Source organism: Mucilaginibacter sp. KACC 22063 (assembly GCF_028736115.1).
Classification (GTDB): domain Bacteria; phylum Bacteroidota; class Bacteroidia; order Sphingobacteriales; family Sphingobacteriaceae; genus Mucilaginibacter.
Genome location: NZ_CP117877.1, coordinates 3,274,981 through 3,289,480, shown reverse-complemented (window position 1 = coordinate 3,289,480; position 14,500 = coordinate 3,274,981). Strand labels below are relative to the sequence as shown.

The 14,500-nt window shown below is 41.6% G+C and carries 16 protein-coding genes; 9 read left to right on the top strand and 7 right to left on the bottom strand.

Features of this window, described 5'->3' with window-relative positions; genetic code table 11:
• Positions 1–21: 21 nt before the first annotated feature.
• Both PQ461_RS14150 and trpS read right to left on the bottom strand, forming a co-directional pair.
• Positions 22–636 (bottom strand): deoxynucleoside kinase, encoded by a 615-nt coding sequence (locus PQ461_RS14150; RefSeq protein WP_274206176.1) that lies wholly within the window; start codon positions 634–636, stop codon positions 22–24.
• Between the two features lie 98 nt (positions 637–734).
• A complete protein-coding gene (trpS, locus tag PQ461_RS14145; RefSeq protein ID WP_274206175.1) occupies positions 735–1,730 on the bottom strand; it encodes a tryptophan--tRNA ligase in 996 nt (331 codons plus the stop codon).
• A 39-nt stretch (positions 1,731–1,769) separates the two neighbouring features.
• On the opposite strand from trpS, the gene PQ461_RS14140 reads away from it, so the two are divergent.
• The 4 genes from PQ461_RS14140 to PQ461_RS14125 all read left to right on the top strand — a co-directional run bounded on the left by PQ461_RS14140 (position 1,770) and on the right by PQ461_RS14125 (position 4,437).
• Positions 1,770–2,501 (top strand): lysophospholipid acyltransferase family protein, encoded by a 732-nt coding sequence (locus tag PQ461_RS14140; RefSeq protein ID WP_274206174.1) that lies wholly within the window; start codon positions 1,770–1,772, stop codon positions 2,499–2,501.
• The gene (gene gatC / locus PQ461_RS14135) at positions 2,498–2,812 is read left to right on the top strand and encodes an Asp-tRNA(Asn)/Glu-tRNA(Gln) amidotransferase subunit GatC (RefSeq protein WP_274206173.1); all 315 of its coding nucleotides are present in this window, start codon (positions 2,498–2,500) and stop codon (positions 2,810–2,812) included. Before PQ461_RS14140 ends, gatC begins: the two co-directional genes overlap by 4 nt.
• A 58-nt stretch (positions 2,813–2,870) precedes the next feature.
• On the top strand, positions 2,871–3,593 hold the full coding sequence (locus tag PQ461_RS14130) for an ABC transporter ATP-binding protein (protein WP_274206172.1): 723 nt from the start codon (positions 2,871–2,873) through the stop codon (positions 3,591–3,593).
• Between the two features lie 94 nt (positions 3,594–3,687).
• Positions 3,688–4,437 carry a hypothetical protein gene (locus PQ461_RS14125; protein ID WP_274206171.1) on the top strand — a complete coding sequence of 250 codons (750 nt, stop codon included), beginning with the start codon at positions 3,688–3,690 and terminating at the stop codon, positions 4,435–4,437.
• A 3-nt stretch (positions 4,438–4,440) separates the two neighbouring features.
• Here the strand turns inward: PQ461_RS14125 and PQ461_RS14120 are convergent, their stop codons facing one another.
• The gene (locus PQ461_RS14120) at positions 4,441–5,451 is read right to left on the bottom strand and encodes a chitinase (protein WP_274206170.1); all 1,011 of its coding nucleotides are present in this window, start codon (positions 5,449–5,451) and stop codon (positions 4,441–4,443) included.
• Positions 5,452–5,574: 123 nt separating this feature from the next.
• Between PQ461_RS14120 and PQ461_RS14115 the strand changes: the two genes are divergently transcribed.
• The 3 genes from PQ461_RS14115 to PQ461_RS14105 all read left to right on the top strand — a co-directional run bounded on the left by PQ461_RS14115 (position 5,575) and on the right by PQ461_RS14105 (position 6,696).
• Positions 5,575–6,123, top strand: coding sequence for a cob(I)yrinic acid a,c-diamide adenosyltransferase (locus tag PQ461_RS14115; protein WP_274206169.1), 549 nt, complete (start codon positions 5,575–5,577; stop codon positions 6,121–6,123).
• Positions 6,124–6,208: 85 nt separating this feature from the next.
• Complete coding sequence (locus PQ461_RS14110) at positions 6,209–6,430, top strand: DUF2795 domain-containing protein (protein WP_002996718.1); 222 nt, start codon at positions 6,209–6,211, stop codon at positions 6,428–6,430.
• A gap of 119 nt (positions 6,431–6,549) precedes the next feature.
• Positions 6,550–6,696 (top strand): lmo0937 family membrane protein, encoded by a 147-nt coding sequence (locus tag PQ461_RS14105; RefSeq protein ID WP_274206168.1) that lies wholly within the window; start codon positions 6,550–6,552, stop codon positions 6,694–6,696.
• A gap of 28 nt (positions 6,697–6,724) precedes the next feature.
• On the opposite strand, the gene PQ461_RS14100 is transcribed toward PQ461_RS14105, so the two are convergent.
• Positions 6,725–7,417: a 2-C-methyl-D-erythritol 4-phosphate cytidylyltransferase gene (locus PQ461_RS14100; RefSeq protein WP_274206167.1), complete on the bottom strand. Its 693-nt coding sequence runs from the start codon at positions 7,415–7,417 to the stop codon at positions 6,725–6,727.
• A 291-nt stretch (positions 7,418–7,708) separates the two neighbouring features.
• Positions 7,709–8,758 (bottom strand): tRNA preQ1(34) S-adenosylmethionine ribosyltransferase-isomerase QueA, encoded by a 1,050-nt coding sequence (gene queA, locus PQ461_RS14095; protein WP_274206166.1) that lies wholly within the window; start codon positions 8,756–8,758, stop codon positions 7,709–7,711.
• Between the two features lie 149 nt (positions 8,759–8,907).
• Between queA and PQ461_RS14090 the strand changes: the two genes are divergently transcribed.
• The gene (locus tag PQ461_RS14090; RefSeq protein WP_274206165.1) at positions 8,908–10,155 is read left to right on the top strand and encodes an ABC transporter permease; all 1,248 of its coding nucleotides are present in this window, start codon (positions 8,908–8,910) and stop codon (positions 10,153–10,155) included.
• 245 nt (positions 10,156–10,400) lie between these two features.
• Complete coding sequence (locus PQ461_RS14085) at positions 10,401–11,687, top strand: citrate synthase (protein ID WP_274206164.1); 1,287 nt, start codon at positions 10,401–10,403, stop codon at positions 11,685–11,687.
• 128 nt (positions 11,688–11,815) lie between these two features.
• Here PQ461_RS14085 and PQ461_RS14080 read toward each other — a convergent pair whose 3' ends face one another.
• Together PQ461_RS14080 and PQ461_RS14075 are read right to left on the bottom strand one after the other, a co-directional pair.
• Positions 11,816–12,883: a SusE domain-containing protein gene (locus PQ461_RS14080; RefSeq protein WP_274206163.1), complete on the bottom strand. Its 1,068-nt coding sequence runs from the start codon at positions 12,881–12,883 to the stop codon at positions 11,816–11,818.
• Positions 12,884–12,897: 14 nt separating this feature from the next.
• Positions 12,898–14,487 (bottom strand): RagB/SusD family nutrient uptake outer membrane protein, encoded by a 1,590-nt coding sequence (locus tag PQ461_RS14075; RefSeq protein WP_274206162.1) that lies wholly within the window; start codon positions 14,485–14,487, stop codon positions 12,898–12,900.
• Between the last annotated feature and the right edge of the window lie 13 nt (positions 14,488–14,500).

Sequence of the window (14,500 nt, the reverse complement as noted above, 5' to 3'; positions counted from 1 at the left end):
TGATAACTCGCCCCTCGCTCCTTAAAACAGTCCATGTATTTCTCTTTCTATCAATTGTACAATGGTAGCAAGGTCTTCTGTTTTGTTAGCGAAGTCCAGGTTATCCATATCAACTACCAGCAGTTTGCCAAGTTGATAACCATTGATCCACTTGGTGTACTTCTCGTTCAATTTTGAAAGATAATCTAACCGGATACCGATCTCATATTCGCGCCCGCGGCGTTGAATGTTGTTTACCAGTGTGGGAACTGATGCTTTAAGATAGATCAGCAGATCTGGCGGCTTTATAAACGAGGTGATGTTTTCGAAAATGTTATTGTAATTCTCAAAGTCGCGGCTGCTCATCAGGCCCATATCATGCAGGTTTTCTGCAAATATGAAAGCGTCTTCGTATATGGTGCGGTCCTGTATCACATCTTTGCTGCCTTGCTGAATTTCAGCTATCTGGCGGAAACGGCTGTTCAGGAAATAGATCTGAAGATTAAAGCTCCAGCGCTTCATGTCGCTGTAAAAATCTTCAAGATAGGGGTTGTTGTCTACGGCTTCGTAAAGCGGTTCCCAACCATAATTTTTAGCCAGTAACTCGGTAAGCGTAGTTTTCCCGGCTCCTATATTTCCAACAACGGCAATGTGCATGCGATAAAGTTAATAGTTATTGTGTTATTAAGTTATTTGTTGCGGTCAAAAATCTATTCTTGTGAAAATAACTTAATAACCAATAACTGAGTAACAAATTAAAATTTCCTGAACCCAATAATTTCACGTACTTCCCTTATGGTGCGTGATGCGCTTTCGCGGGCTTTATCAGCGCCATGCTGTGCCACTTTACGCAGAAAGTCGGTATCGGCAGCAATATCATTGATACGGTCGCGGATCGGCGCGGTAGCAATAATCATATCCTCTGCCAGTTGTTTTTTAAGATCGCCGTAACGAATTTGCATTTTATTATACAGATCGTTAAAGTGATCGTAAGTATCCTGAGAGGAAACTACTTTGATTAGGTCAAACAGGTTCTGAATTTCTGAAGGTTTGTCCTGGTTCTCCATCGTAGGGCCGCCATCAGTAACTGCTTTCATTACCTTCTTACGAATAACTTCCGGCGAATCTGATAAATAAACTGCATTGGCTTCACCTTCAGATTTACCCATTTTGCCTTTACCATCCAGCCCCGGAATTTTAATCAGGCTTTCGCCGAAGCTAAAAGCATAAGGCTCCGGGAAGTATTCATGATTATATAACCGGTTAAAGCGGTTGCCAAAAGTGCGCGCCATTTCCAGGTGCTGCTCCTGATCTTTACCTACAGGTACCTTTGTAGCTTTATGGATGATGATATCCGCAGCCATTAATACAGGGTAGGTAAGCAGGCCTGCATTTACATTATCGGGGTTGGCACGTACCTTATCTTTAAATGATGTAGCGCGTTCAAGCTCGCCCAGGTAGGCGTTCATGTTCAGATACAGGTACAGCTCGGAAACTTCAGGAACGTCTGATTGTATATAGATCGTCGATTTTTCGGGATCGATACCTGCTGCCAGGTACTCAACCAGTACCTGTTTTACATTGCCATGCAAATCGCCCGGCGTAGGATGAGTAGTTAACGAGTGCAGATCGGCAATAAAAAAGTAACAATTGTACTCGTGCTGCATTTTTATGAAGTTTTGTATAGCTCCATAATAATTGCCCAGGTGTAATTTCCCGGTTGAACGAATACCACTAACAACAGTTTCCATAGTGCGCGAAAGTACAGAATTTTTATATTTTTGAAGTCGATGAAATTGATATTGAAGAAAGCCCATGCCTATTTATACCGTTATGGGCAGGCTTTTTTCTTTTTTTTATGGTGGCCATTCCTTTATTACAATTCGCGCAAGGCCGAAAGATACAGTGCTATGAATTTTTTCAGGCGAGTATGCGCATTTTGCGGCTCAACACTTGCCGGAGTTTTTTACAAATTTGAATATGAACAGCCGATCGACTGGAGCCGCACTTATATTATTTGCCCCAATCATACCTCAAATCTGGATATTTCGAGCGTTGGCCTGCTCGTAAAAAACAATTATTGTTTTATAGGTAAAGATGAATTGCTGGACAATCCTGTAACGGGTCTCTTTTTTCGTACTATTGATATCCCGGTAAACCGTGAAAGCAAAATATCATCATTCAGGGCGTTTAAGCATGCTGCAGAACGTTTGCAGCTCGGGCAAAGTGTTATTATTTTTCCCGAGGGGATGATTCCGGATGATTACCCGCCCAAACTCCACGAATTTAAAAACGGGCCTTTCAGGCTGGCTATTGATCATAAAATTCCGATAATTCCTGTAACTTCGTTAGATACCTGGAAAATTTTATGGGACACGGGTTTGTTGTATGGCAGTAAGCCGGGTGTATGCCATATTTACGTGCATAAGCCCATTGAAACCACCCATTTAACTTTAGAAGATGCAGACAGGCTGAAAGATGAAGTTTTTAACCTGATGCAGCGTAAATTTGAACAAGGATGAAAATTACCGAAGAAACAGTTGATAAAATAGCGCACCTGGCGCGTCTGGAAGTTAGCGCTGACGAAAAGCAGGAGCTGATTGGTGATATGACCCGTATACTTGACTTTATGGACAAGCTGAACGAGGTAGATACCAGTAACGTTGAGCCGCTTGTTTATATGACAGACGAGGTAAACACCTTTAGAGAGGATGTTGTGAAACAGGAAGTAAGCCATGAAGAAGCTTTAGAAAATGCCCCTCAGCACAATGCCGACTATTTTATGGTAGCCAAAGTGTTGGAGAAGAAAGAGCATGGTTCTGGCAAAAATTAAATTAATTGCTGCTTGTAACATTTAGTTGCAGTTTGCAGTCAAAACCCACAAAAACCTGATGGAGCCACTTATTACCATTAATGACATAGGCCGTAAATATGTGATCGGCGCAGAAACCATTCACGCTTTAAAATCGGTATCACTTACTATTAACAAAGGCGAGTTTGTTGCTTTAATGGGCCCTTCAGGATCAGGCAAGTCAACCTTAATGAATATTTTAGGCTGTTTGGATACTCCCACCAAAGGCCAGTATGTGCTTAACGGAATTGACGTTAGCCACATGACCGATAACGAACTTGCAGAAGTACGTAATAAGGAAATTGGTTTCGTTTTCCAAACCTTTAACCTGTTGCCAAGAAATACAGCCCTTGATAACGTGGCATTACCGCTGGTGTACTCGGGCGTAAGCAAACAGGATCGGGAAGACCGCGCTAAAAATGCCTTAAAAAACGTTGGCCTTGGCCATCGTATGGACCACAAGCCTAACGAGCTTTCGGGCGGTCAGCGCCAGCGTGTGGCGGTAGCACGCGCTTTGATAAACGACCCTTCGATTATTCTGGCAGATGAGCCTACCGGTAACCTTGATACCAAGACCTCGGTAGAGATCATGGGCCTTTTAGAGGATATTCATGCCAAAGGTAATACGATCATCCTGGTAACGCATGAGGAAGATATAGCCCTGCATGCACACCGCATTGTACGTATGCGCGACGGGTTAATAGAGAATGATTACGTAAATACCAATATCAGCAGGGTGGATCGCTCTGTAACAGCCGAATAAGCCTCATTTTCTTATACCTAATCATCTTTAATTTCTTTATTTTTAACCGTTATAATCTGGTTATAAATATTGTATGCATTTAAATCTCGGGAACATGGTTATGAACAGGCGGGCGTTAGCCGCTTTGTGTGTGCTAATGGTTTTATTTAGCGCCTGTAAACATTCGGCAGATGACCCGGAACCTAATACCAATCAACTCCTGATCGCTTTCTCAGATGTCACTATCCCGATTGCTACTGTCGATTCTGTCACTACTACGTTCATTTCTGGCACTGATACCATTCGTAAAAAGGCAACCCGCGGCGGTAGTTTCTTCAGCATTTCTTTAGACGGCCTTAAAACGCAGACCTATCAAATCCAGAACCGAATTTATACAGCTGCAGACAGTAGCGGAGCTAAGCACATGTGGTATTATCAAACATCGGTTAAAGCCAGTGCAGACGCCACTTTAACGGGGCCAACAAATAACCAGTTTAATACCTGGCTCGAAAATTATTTTTACCACAACGATGAATACAACATTACTTTTGTAATGGCAAAGTTTCCGAACAGCCCTTACTTTGAATTGAATGTCCCCAAATCCTCAAACATACCTTACAAATACATTTTTATAGACCGTAATCTTTACAAAACCGTTGATAAGGTTAAGTATGGTATTGGTTATGCTAATTTGCTTTTAAAAACAGCCGACTATCGCGGTAACCATATAGATATCAAATCATTCGCCAGCTTTGCAAATAGCTCTGCCAGCCAAAGTTTTAATGCAGCTGATTTTTCCCTTCAGCTGTATAATGAAACCAATAACGATTATAAGGTATTGGTGAAGCAAGATATTAAATTTTGATCACTAATATTGATATGGCTTCATTGATCCGCATGAACATGCACAGTTAGGATCAGATACGCCAAGTTTCTTTAAAAAGTATTGATAAAAGCCTATACGGTCGGTCATGTTATACATGTTTTCGCCGTGGTTGCACTCTACTTCGCCATTTATAATGTTTATCGTCATACCGAAACCCGGTTTGCGGCCTTTGGCTATATCAGCAGCGGTAGGCTGCCACTTACCCGTCATCACATCATGCGCAGAAGGTTTTTTGGTTTGTGAGGTCATCCAGAAATAAATGGCAGTTTTAAAGGCCACAACCGGATCAGTTTCAACCAGCGACGGCTTGTTTAACAGTACTTTTTCATCGCCAAAGATACAGTCAGACGCATAACCATAATTGCCGTTGTAGCTGATCTGCATGGGGCCGCGGCCATAATATTTTTGCCCTTTTACAGGTGGGTATTCATCGTTTTCAGCTATGTAGGGTAAACTGGTGTTGTTTTCATGGATCAGCATCAGGCCGTCGTTATAAGCGCCGTTTTCTCCGTGGCGTGTTTCATGTGCTATCTGGGCAAAAAAGGCTGCCAGCTCTTTTTTATTAGTAGTGGCATCCTTTTCGGTGCAAAACTGCCCGTAGTCAATAGTATAAGTGCTATCTGGTTTCTGCTTTGCCCAGTCTTCGTTCCAATCCGCATCCTGACGCACAATGGTAGTTTTTCCTGTCGACTTATCAGTACGCGTAAGCTGGTATACGGAAACAGAGCGGCGAATAACCTTTACTTTAATATTTGCCAGCTCGTCGGCTGCTCTAATAAAAGCCGCATAGCTATAAAATTTATCTCTTTGAGGAAAAAGATCGTTAAATTGTTTTTCAGTTAAAATACGGGATACCGACTTTTTTTCGGATTGGACGTTAGTAGCTGCTGCTACTGTATTTTTTTTACCGGTATTGCCACAGCTTACTAATATAATCAGTAAGGATCCTAAAACTAACGAATTAAACTTAACGGCTAAAGCAAATGGTTTCATCACTTAAAATTTGTTCTTAAAGTATGGCGAAGCTATTTATGTTTTGTTTAAGAACGTAAACATTTAAATAAATTATTCACATCTGCTAAAAACAAATGCAAAATTATTTAATTGCGCCTGCTTATGAAGATTTATACCAAAACCGGAGATAAAGGCTATACATCGCTTATTGGCGGTACGCGTGTACCCAAATATGATATCCGTATCGATAGCTACGGCACTGTAGATGAATTGAACTCTTATATCGGGTTGATCCGTGATCAGGAAATTACTGAACATGATAAGAGTGTATTGAAAGAAATACAAGATCGTTTGTTTACCATAGGCTCATCTTTAGCTGCCGATCCTGAACGGTCGAGAATGCAAATACCCGACCTGCACCAGGGAGATGTTGAACTGCTTGAGCAGGAGATGGATAAAATGAATGAAATTTTACCAGAACTAAAACATTTTATATTGCCCGGGGGTAATAACACCATCTCGTATTGCCATATTGCGCGTTGTGTATGCCGGCGTGCAGAGCGCCTGGTTGTACACCTTGCGCAGGAAAGCCAGGTAGACGAGAAGGTGATTATTTACCTGAACAGGCTTAGCGATTACCTGTTCACCCTTGCCAGGAAAGTAGGGTATGAACAGCAAATAGCTGAAAATCAATGGATACCAAGGGTTTAAAACTTTGATAAAAAATATTTGATAATCAATTTAGAATTATTATACTTTTGCGAAAAAATTAAATTTGGAAATTAAAATATAAAATATGTACTGGACACTCGAACTTGCATCGCATCTTGAAGATGCTCCATGGCCTGCAACCAAAGACGAATTAATTGACTATGCAATACGCTCTGGCGCTCCTGTTGAAGTTATTGAGAATCTGCAGGCGCTTGAAGATGACGGCGAACCGTATGAAAACATAGAAGAAATATGGCCAGATTACCCTACAAAAGACGATTTCTTTTTTAACGAAGACGAGTACTAAAAAGACTTTAAAATAAAAGCCCTGCAAAATGCAGGGTTTTTTATTTTTATGACAACCTTTTGGAATGGTTTTGGTTATTGACTGAAATAACATTTATCATTAACTAAAACATTCAACTCATGAGAGGCTTACTTTACATTATTGCCGTTATTCTGATCATAGGATGGGCATTAGGCGTATTCGTTTATTCAGCTACAGGCTTAATCCACGTATTATTAGTAATTGCAATTATTGCTTTGTTACTTGGCATTATCCGCCGGGCATAAAGCAAATTGGAGATTAATATGAAGCTGCCTATTTATCAGGTAGCTTTTTTTGTATCAGTGCGGCAATGGCAATATCTTCCGGATAAGTAATTTTAATATTTTCCTGGCTGCCTTCTACCAAATTGATGTCTACTCCGCTATGCTCAACCACGCTGGCATCATCAGTAAAGGTGGCCATATATGATGCATCATAAGCATTTTTGAGCACTGGCATTAAGAACGTCTGCGGCGTTTGTACCAGGTAAATCTCGCTGCGGTCCAGATGTTGTGATACACCGTTTTTTAATTGCCTTACTGAGTCGCGGCTTTGTATAGCCACAACTGCATTTCCCTTTTCAATAGCCTTGCTGTAAGCATTATCAATTACTTCGATGGGGGTAAGCGGCCTAACGGCATCTTGTATGGCTACAACGGCATTTAATTCTTTAACAGCCGATAGCCCGTTTCTTACAGAATGAAAGCGAGTTTCGCCACCCAGCACCAGTTGGTGTTCTGTGGTAAAGTTATATTCCTCACAAAGTGATTTCCAGTGGTCATGAAAATCCGGGTTCATGACTACAATAATGTCGGGCTGGTAGCTGCTGTTTTTAAATGCCGTTATGGTATGCATCATTACAGGTAAGCCATTAAGCAGCAAAAACTGCTTAGGTACTGTGCTTTGCATGCGTGTGCCTGTGCCGCCGGCAACAATTATAGCATAAGATTTTATTTGTGATTGCACAAAACGAAGGTAAGAATATGATACTTAATCACCCGGTGTATGTAAAATTTTATGGATGCTACTTGTCTTAACCACAAAGTAGCCAAAAGGCCAAGACAGCAAAAGGCTTCTTTGCCGCACAATCATCCCTACAAAGCCGTCCGATCGCGGAATCGCTGCATGGCCTTTGCCCGAGATCTCCCGTCTTTCATCCGAAGCTGCTTGCTGTCTATTTTCAGTAAGATATGATAAAACGCAAAAAAGCCACTGCATTGCAGCGGCTTTTATAGTAAGATTTGATGTCTGATATAATTAGATAATTAACATGGCGTCGCCATAGCTGTAGAAACGGTATTTTTCTTTAACAGCAATTTCGTAAGCATTCATTACGTTTTCATAACCGCCAAAAGCACAGATCATCATCAATAAAGTTGATTCCGGCGTATGGAAGTTGGTTACCATTGAATTGGCAATGCTGAAATCGTAAGGAGGGAAAATAAACTTACTGGTCCAGTCGTTAGCAGCTTTTAACGTTTTGTTAGCTGATACAGCCGATTCGATAGTACGCATTGAAGTAGTACCTACCGCGCAAACACGTTTTTTAGCTTCAATAGCCCTGTTTACAATATCAGCTTGTTTTTGCTCAATGATGAATTGCTCAGAGTCCATTTTATGTTTGGTTAAATCTTCAACCTCAACCGGGCGGAAGGTTCCTAAACCAACGTGCAAAGTAACCTCGGCAAATTCCACACCTTTAAGTTCAAGGCGTTTCATCAGCTCACGGCTAAAGTGTAAACCCGCAGTAGGGGCAGCAACCGCACCTTCATTTTTAGCAAAAATGGTTTGGTAACGCTCTTTATCTTCAGCAGTAGCCTTACGTTTAATATATTTTGGAAGCGGTGTTTCACCCAAAATTTCAATATTCTGGCGAAACTCTTCGTCGGTGCCGTCAAATAGGAAACGGATAGTACGGCCGCGTGATGTAGTGTTATCTACAACCTCGGCAACCAACAGGTCGTCATCACCAAAATAAAGTTTGTTGCCAACGCGTATTTTACGTGCAGGGTCAACTAATACGTCCCACAAACGCAGCTCTTTGTTAAGCTCGCGCAGTAAAAATACTTCGATGGTAGCACCGGTTTTCTCTTTGTTGCCATACATACGGGCAGGGAAAACTTTGGTATTGTTAAGGATCATTACGTCTTTATTGTCGAAATAATCCAGTACGTCTTTAAAAATTTTATGTTCGATTTTACCAGAATCACGATGTAGCACCATTAAACGTGCCTCATCACGAGCTTCAGCCGGAGTGTGAGCTATCAGTGAATCAGGCAAATTAAATTTAAACTGGGATAGTTTCATTATGGGTATAATTTAAGCGCGCAAATTTATGAAAATTTCAGTAATATTAAACGCATTAAAAATCAGATGGTTTGCAGATGCTGTTATGAAATTATTTTAGCAGAAATTGTAACCAAATACATAGGCCATAGTCTAATCAGCAAATCACTATGCTATTTTTAAAACTTTTCAGGGAAAGCTTTTTATTTGCTTTTGACGCGTTGCGCCAAAACAAGCTTCGTACGTTGCTCTCATTGCTGGGGGTAACCATCGGTATATTTACCATTATTGCGGTGTTCTCAGCCGTTGATACTTTGCGTAATAACCTGCAGCAAAGCGTTAATAAACTGGGGAGCAATAGTATTTATGTACAAAAGTGGCCCTGGATTGCCGGCGGCGATTACCCGTGGTGGAAATTTATGCAGCGCCCTGTACCAAACCTGCGCGACTTTGCGGAATTGCAACGCCGCAGCCAAACTGCCGATGGCATATCATACGAAGCAAGTGTGGATAACCGGACCATTAAATACGGCAGTAATACCATTAACGGTGTATCTATATATGCGGTAACGCAAGACCATGACAAAACCTGGAACTTTGATTTTTCTGAAGGCCGGTATTTTACCGATATGGAATCGAAAACCGGAGCGCCCGTTGCCAACATCGGCCACGATATTGCCGAGGCGCTATTTCCGGAAGGCAATGCCATAGGTAAGCAGATAAAGATCATGGGTCGTTATGTAACGGTAATAGGCGTGTTTAATAAAGAAGGAGATGACATTTTAGGTATATCAGACGACAAGGTGGTGCAAATACCGCTAAATTTTGCACGCAATGTTATTGATGTACAAAACGAAAAATATAATCCTCAGATTGTAGTAAAAGGCAAACCGGGCTTAAGCGACGTGGAAGTTGAAAGTGAGCTGAAGGGCTTAATGCGTAATATCCGCAGGCTGCAGCCAAGAGAGGATGATAATTTTGCTCTCAATAAAACTACTATTTTATCCAACCAGCTTGATAGCTTGTTTACAGTGGTAAACGTCGCAGGCCTAATCATAGGTGGTTTCTCGGTTGTTGTGGGCGGCTTTGGTATTGCCAACATTATGTTTGTATCCGTAAAGGAGCGTACGCCAATTATCGGTATACAAAAATCACTTGGCGCTAAAAATTACTTTATCATGCTTCAGTTCCTTGTCGAGGCGGTGGTATTGTGCCTTATGGGCGGTTTAATAGGCCTTTTCTTTGTTTACCTGGGCACGTTTGCCGTTAAAGCAGTTGCCGACCTTAATATTGTGCTTGATATGAAGAATATCATCGTGGGTATAGGTACTTCGGTAGCAATAGGCATAATTTCGGGCATTATACCGGCCTATTCCGCTTCAAAACTTGATCCGGTAGAGGCGATCAGGTCTAATTGATGTTATAATAAGCTTTCTGTTTCTGAGGTTTCGGTGCGGGTATAATATTGGATATCCGTTGTAACAAACAAATTTGCTAACGGGAACCAACTTATCATATTAACAGGAATAGTGTATTTGTGTCTCTGTGACACCGCCCCGTAATTTTTAACGAAAAAAACATGAACAATTTACAAACCACAGTTATATTTGACGGTTAACAATAGGCAGATTTATTACATTTGCCTGAATACAATTCAACTTCTATGTCAGAAACAGCACAACTAACCATAGGCGACAAGGTTATTGATCTTCCCGTTATTGAAGGTACCGAACACGAAAAAGCAGTAGATATTTCAAAATTGCGCGATCAGTCGGGCTATGTCACCTTAGATATTGGTTACAAAAATACCGGCGCTACTAAAAGTGCTATCACATTTCTCGACGGCGAGCAGGGGATACTTAAATACAGGGGATACCCAATTGAGCAATTAGCCGAAAAATCAACTTTTATTGAGGTTGCATACCTTTTAATATACGGCGATCTTCCTACAGAACAGCAGTTAAAAGATTTCCAGTATCAGATCAACCGCCACACACTGGTACACGAGGATATGAAGAAGTTTTTTGATGGTTTCCCGTCAAAATCACACCCAATGGGCCAACTGTCTTCTTTGATCGGTGCGCTTGCTGCATTTAATCCTGAATCATTAAAACAAGGTTTGAGCGCTGAAGAAGTAAACCTTGAGATTATCAGGCTGCTGGCTAAAATGAGCACGCTGGTATCATGGATCCATAAAAAGTCACTTGGCCATCCTGTGGTTTATCCGCAAAACAAGTACGACTATGTTACTAACTTTATGTACATGACCTTTGGTGAGCGTACAGAAGAGTATCAGATTGATCCGGTTGTGGTTGATGCCATGAACAAACTTTTGATCCTGCATGCTGATCACGAGCAAAACTGTTCTACCTCAACTGTGCGTATAGTAGGTTCATCTGATGCTAATCTTTATGCATCTATTTCGGCAGGTATATCTGCACTATGGGGCCCGCTGCATGGTGGCGCTAACCAGGCAGTGATAGAGATGCTGGAGAAGATCAAAAATGATGGCGGCGATACCGATAAATGGATTGCTAAAGCAAAAGATAAAAACGATCCTTTCAGATTAATGGGCTTTGGTCATCGCGTTTACAAAAACTTCGACCCGCGCGCCAAGATCATTAAAAAGGCTTGCGACGATATCCTTGAAAAATTAGGCGTACAAGATGAGGTGCTTGAAATTGCCAAGAAACTGGAAGAGCATGCCCTGAAAGACCCTTATTTTGTAGAGCGTAAGCTGTATCCAAACGTAGATTTCTATTCAGGTATCATTTACCGTGCATTAGGTTTCCCTACCGAAATGTTTACCGTATTGTTTGCCTTAGGCCGTTTACCTGGATGGATTGCTCAATGGAAAGAAATGAAAGAAAATAAAGAGCCTATTGGCCGTCCGCGCCAGATCTATACCGGTGTTGCAGACAGGGATTATACGCCAATAAATAATCGTTAAGATTTAAAATATCTATTACATAAACCCGCACATAGCGGGTTTTTTTATACTCCGATTTTTGCTCAAAAACAAAAACCCGCCTCTTTTCAGAGCGCGGGTTTCATCAATCAACTTAACCAATATAAAACCTACTGTTTTGTAAGCGTATAAGTAGCTTTTGTAGCATCCGTTGCATTAACAGCGAATGTTATTTTGTAAGTACCTGTGGCTGTAATCGCAATGTTACCACCATTAGCAGATGTAAGAGAAGCACCATCAGGAGTCGCTATAAGACCATAGCTGGTACCCCAGTCGTGGTTTTTGCGCACTTTAAATGCGCCACCAGCTGTTAAATTGGTAGTAACGGTCCACCACTCGTTGCCGTTATCATACTTCATATCAGTATCGCTTCCCCAGCCGCCGGCAGTAGCATCACCAATAATGCTGTAGTAAGCAGGAGCAGGCACCATAGTAATGGTATTAGCATTCAGGTCAAGCGTAATTAAGTATAAACCAGTTCCAGGCGCTTTAAGGTTGCCTCCGCTGGATGTGCTTACTTTTCCAGAACCTGCGTCTCCGTAAGAAACATCCCATTTCTTAGCAGGCGTAATTTTAAACTCAAGGTTTCCGGCGGTGAAATTAATTATACCGGTATATACACCGTTACCTGTAGCTGATTTTAAACTGTCAGCAGTAGAGGGGTTCCAGCCCTGATAAGCACCCGGTACATATACATAAGATGTAAGTGCAAACGGAGTAGCTGTTAACGTAAGTACGTTTGAATAAGCCAAAGGAGCTGTGGCGTTTGTTGAAATGGTATATTTCATACGCGCTTCAATTTGTCCTGCAACGCCTGTAGGCATGTTTAAACCTAAAAGGATATTATTAAAATCTTGAACGTTATAGCTTTGAGATACGTTTTTACCGGTTAATGCAACCTCTTTGGGAGCCGAAAAATTGGTGCCTTTTACAGCTATTTGCAGCGTTGATGTTACAGCTGCATTGTAGCCGAAATTAGCATTGGTTGAAGTAAAAGTAACTGCATTGCCAGTAAGCGTAGCTTTTGACAGGTTTATGGTTGTAGCTGATGCCGTTAAGGCACCGGCCGTAGGCGTGCTACTTGCAGTAACTAAATCTCCATCTTTTTTACAAGATGCAAATACCATCAGCAGCGCTGCACTGCATAAAAATAGTATTCGGGTAAATTTAAATTTCATAATGGTTTATATTTTTAATAACCTGTATTCTGTTTTAAATTAGGATTTGCAAGCAAATCTGTTGATGGAATAGGGTAGATGGTTCTATATGAATCCACTCCACGGCCTGCAATTAATCCACCTTTCCATGGCCATTTATAGCTGTCTGATGTAAATACGCCAAAACGGATCAGATCGGTACGTCTTTGAGCTTCGAAGTAAAACTCGCGGCCACGCTCATTTAAAATGTCATTTAAACCGATAGCTGCTGCATTTCCATTAGCATTACCATAAGCCCTGGTACGTACAAGGTTATAATATTGCAGTGCAGTTGCGGTACTTCCTGTACCACCTCTTAAAACAGCCTCCGCATAGGTTAAATACATTTCAGCCAAACGGAATATAGGAAAGTCTGTCGAAGCAAATACACCATTTGATGACGCACCTGCTGCACCTGTTGAGGTGATGTTTTTCCATTTGGTAACGGCTAAACCATCAGTAAAGGTCGACTCGTCATCGTTGGTAATTTTGCTGCCGGTAAACATGGCACGCTTATCAGTATTGCCGCTGTAATCGCCAAAAGTTTGTTGCGGAAGTGTGCTCACAGCACGGTTACCGCCCCAGCCACCACTTGGTACACCAAATGAGGTTGGGTTCATGCTACCATTAATACATGAGTTAATAATAAAAGTAGTACCACCATAATTCTGGCCGCTAATACCATCATAATTAATAGATAATATTACCTCAGGGTTGCTAACATTGTTATCGGCTAAAAACAGGTTACGGTAATTTGTAGCCAAAGTATAACCTGAATTAATTACTTTCTGAGCATAAGCAGCAGCATCTGTATAACGGCCTTTACCTGCGCCTAAATAAACTTCGGCATTAAGGTACATGCGTGATAGTAATGCCCATTCTGCTGCCTGGTCTGCACGGCCATATTCCGCAGTGTGTGCAGGCAATAAAGAGCCATCAATTGCTTTTAATTCAGATTCAACATAGGTAAACAAAGCGGCACGGCTGGTTTGAGTAGGGTAGGACTTTCCGATAGGGAAGTTCTCGTCAACAAATGGCGGGTTTGCAAACAGATCCATCAGCACCCAATACTGAAAAGCACGAAGGAAACGTGCTTCTGCACGGTAATGCCTTACATTATCAGCATCGGCACCGGTAATACCACGGCTGGCTAATTTATCATCAGTTGATTCTGCAATGAATGAATTAGCTACAGTGATCTGGTAAATAGACCGGGTGTACAAGCCTTGAAGGAATGTATTGCCAGCTGTCCAGTTCATGTCATGAAAGTCATGCAAACCCACGTCATTCCAGGCACAAATTGCCTCATCAGTTGGAAGCTCCTGTGCATTCCAGTATAAGCGAAGAAAATCAGAAGTACCGGCATCAATACCACCAAGGTCAGAACTGCCCGAACCACTGCTTCCGGTTAGCGCATATGCACCGTATACTTTAGCAAGGGCAGATTTATAACCAGTAGCCGAATTGTAAACCACATCAGCGGTAGCTGTGTTGATCGGGGTACGGTCCAGGTCTTTCTTACAGGAAGATAATCCTCCGGTAATTAAAGCTGCCAGTATAAAGGTTTTTATAAGATTATTTTTCATCTCTCTTAATTAA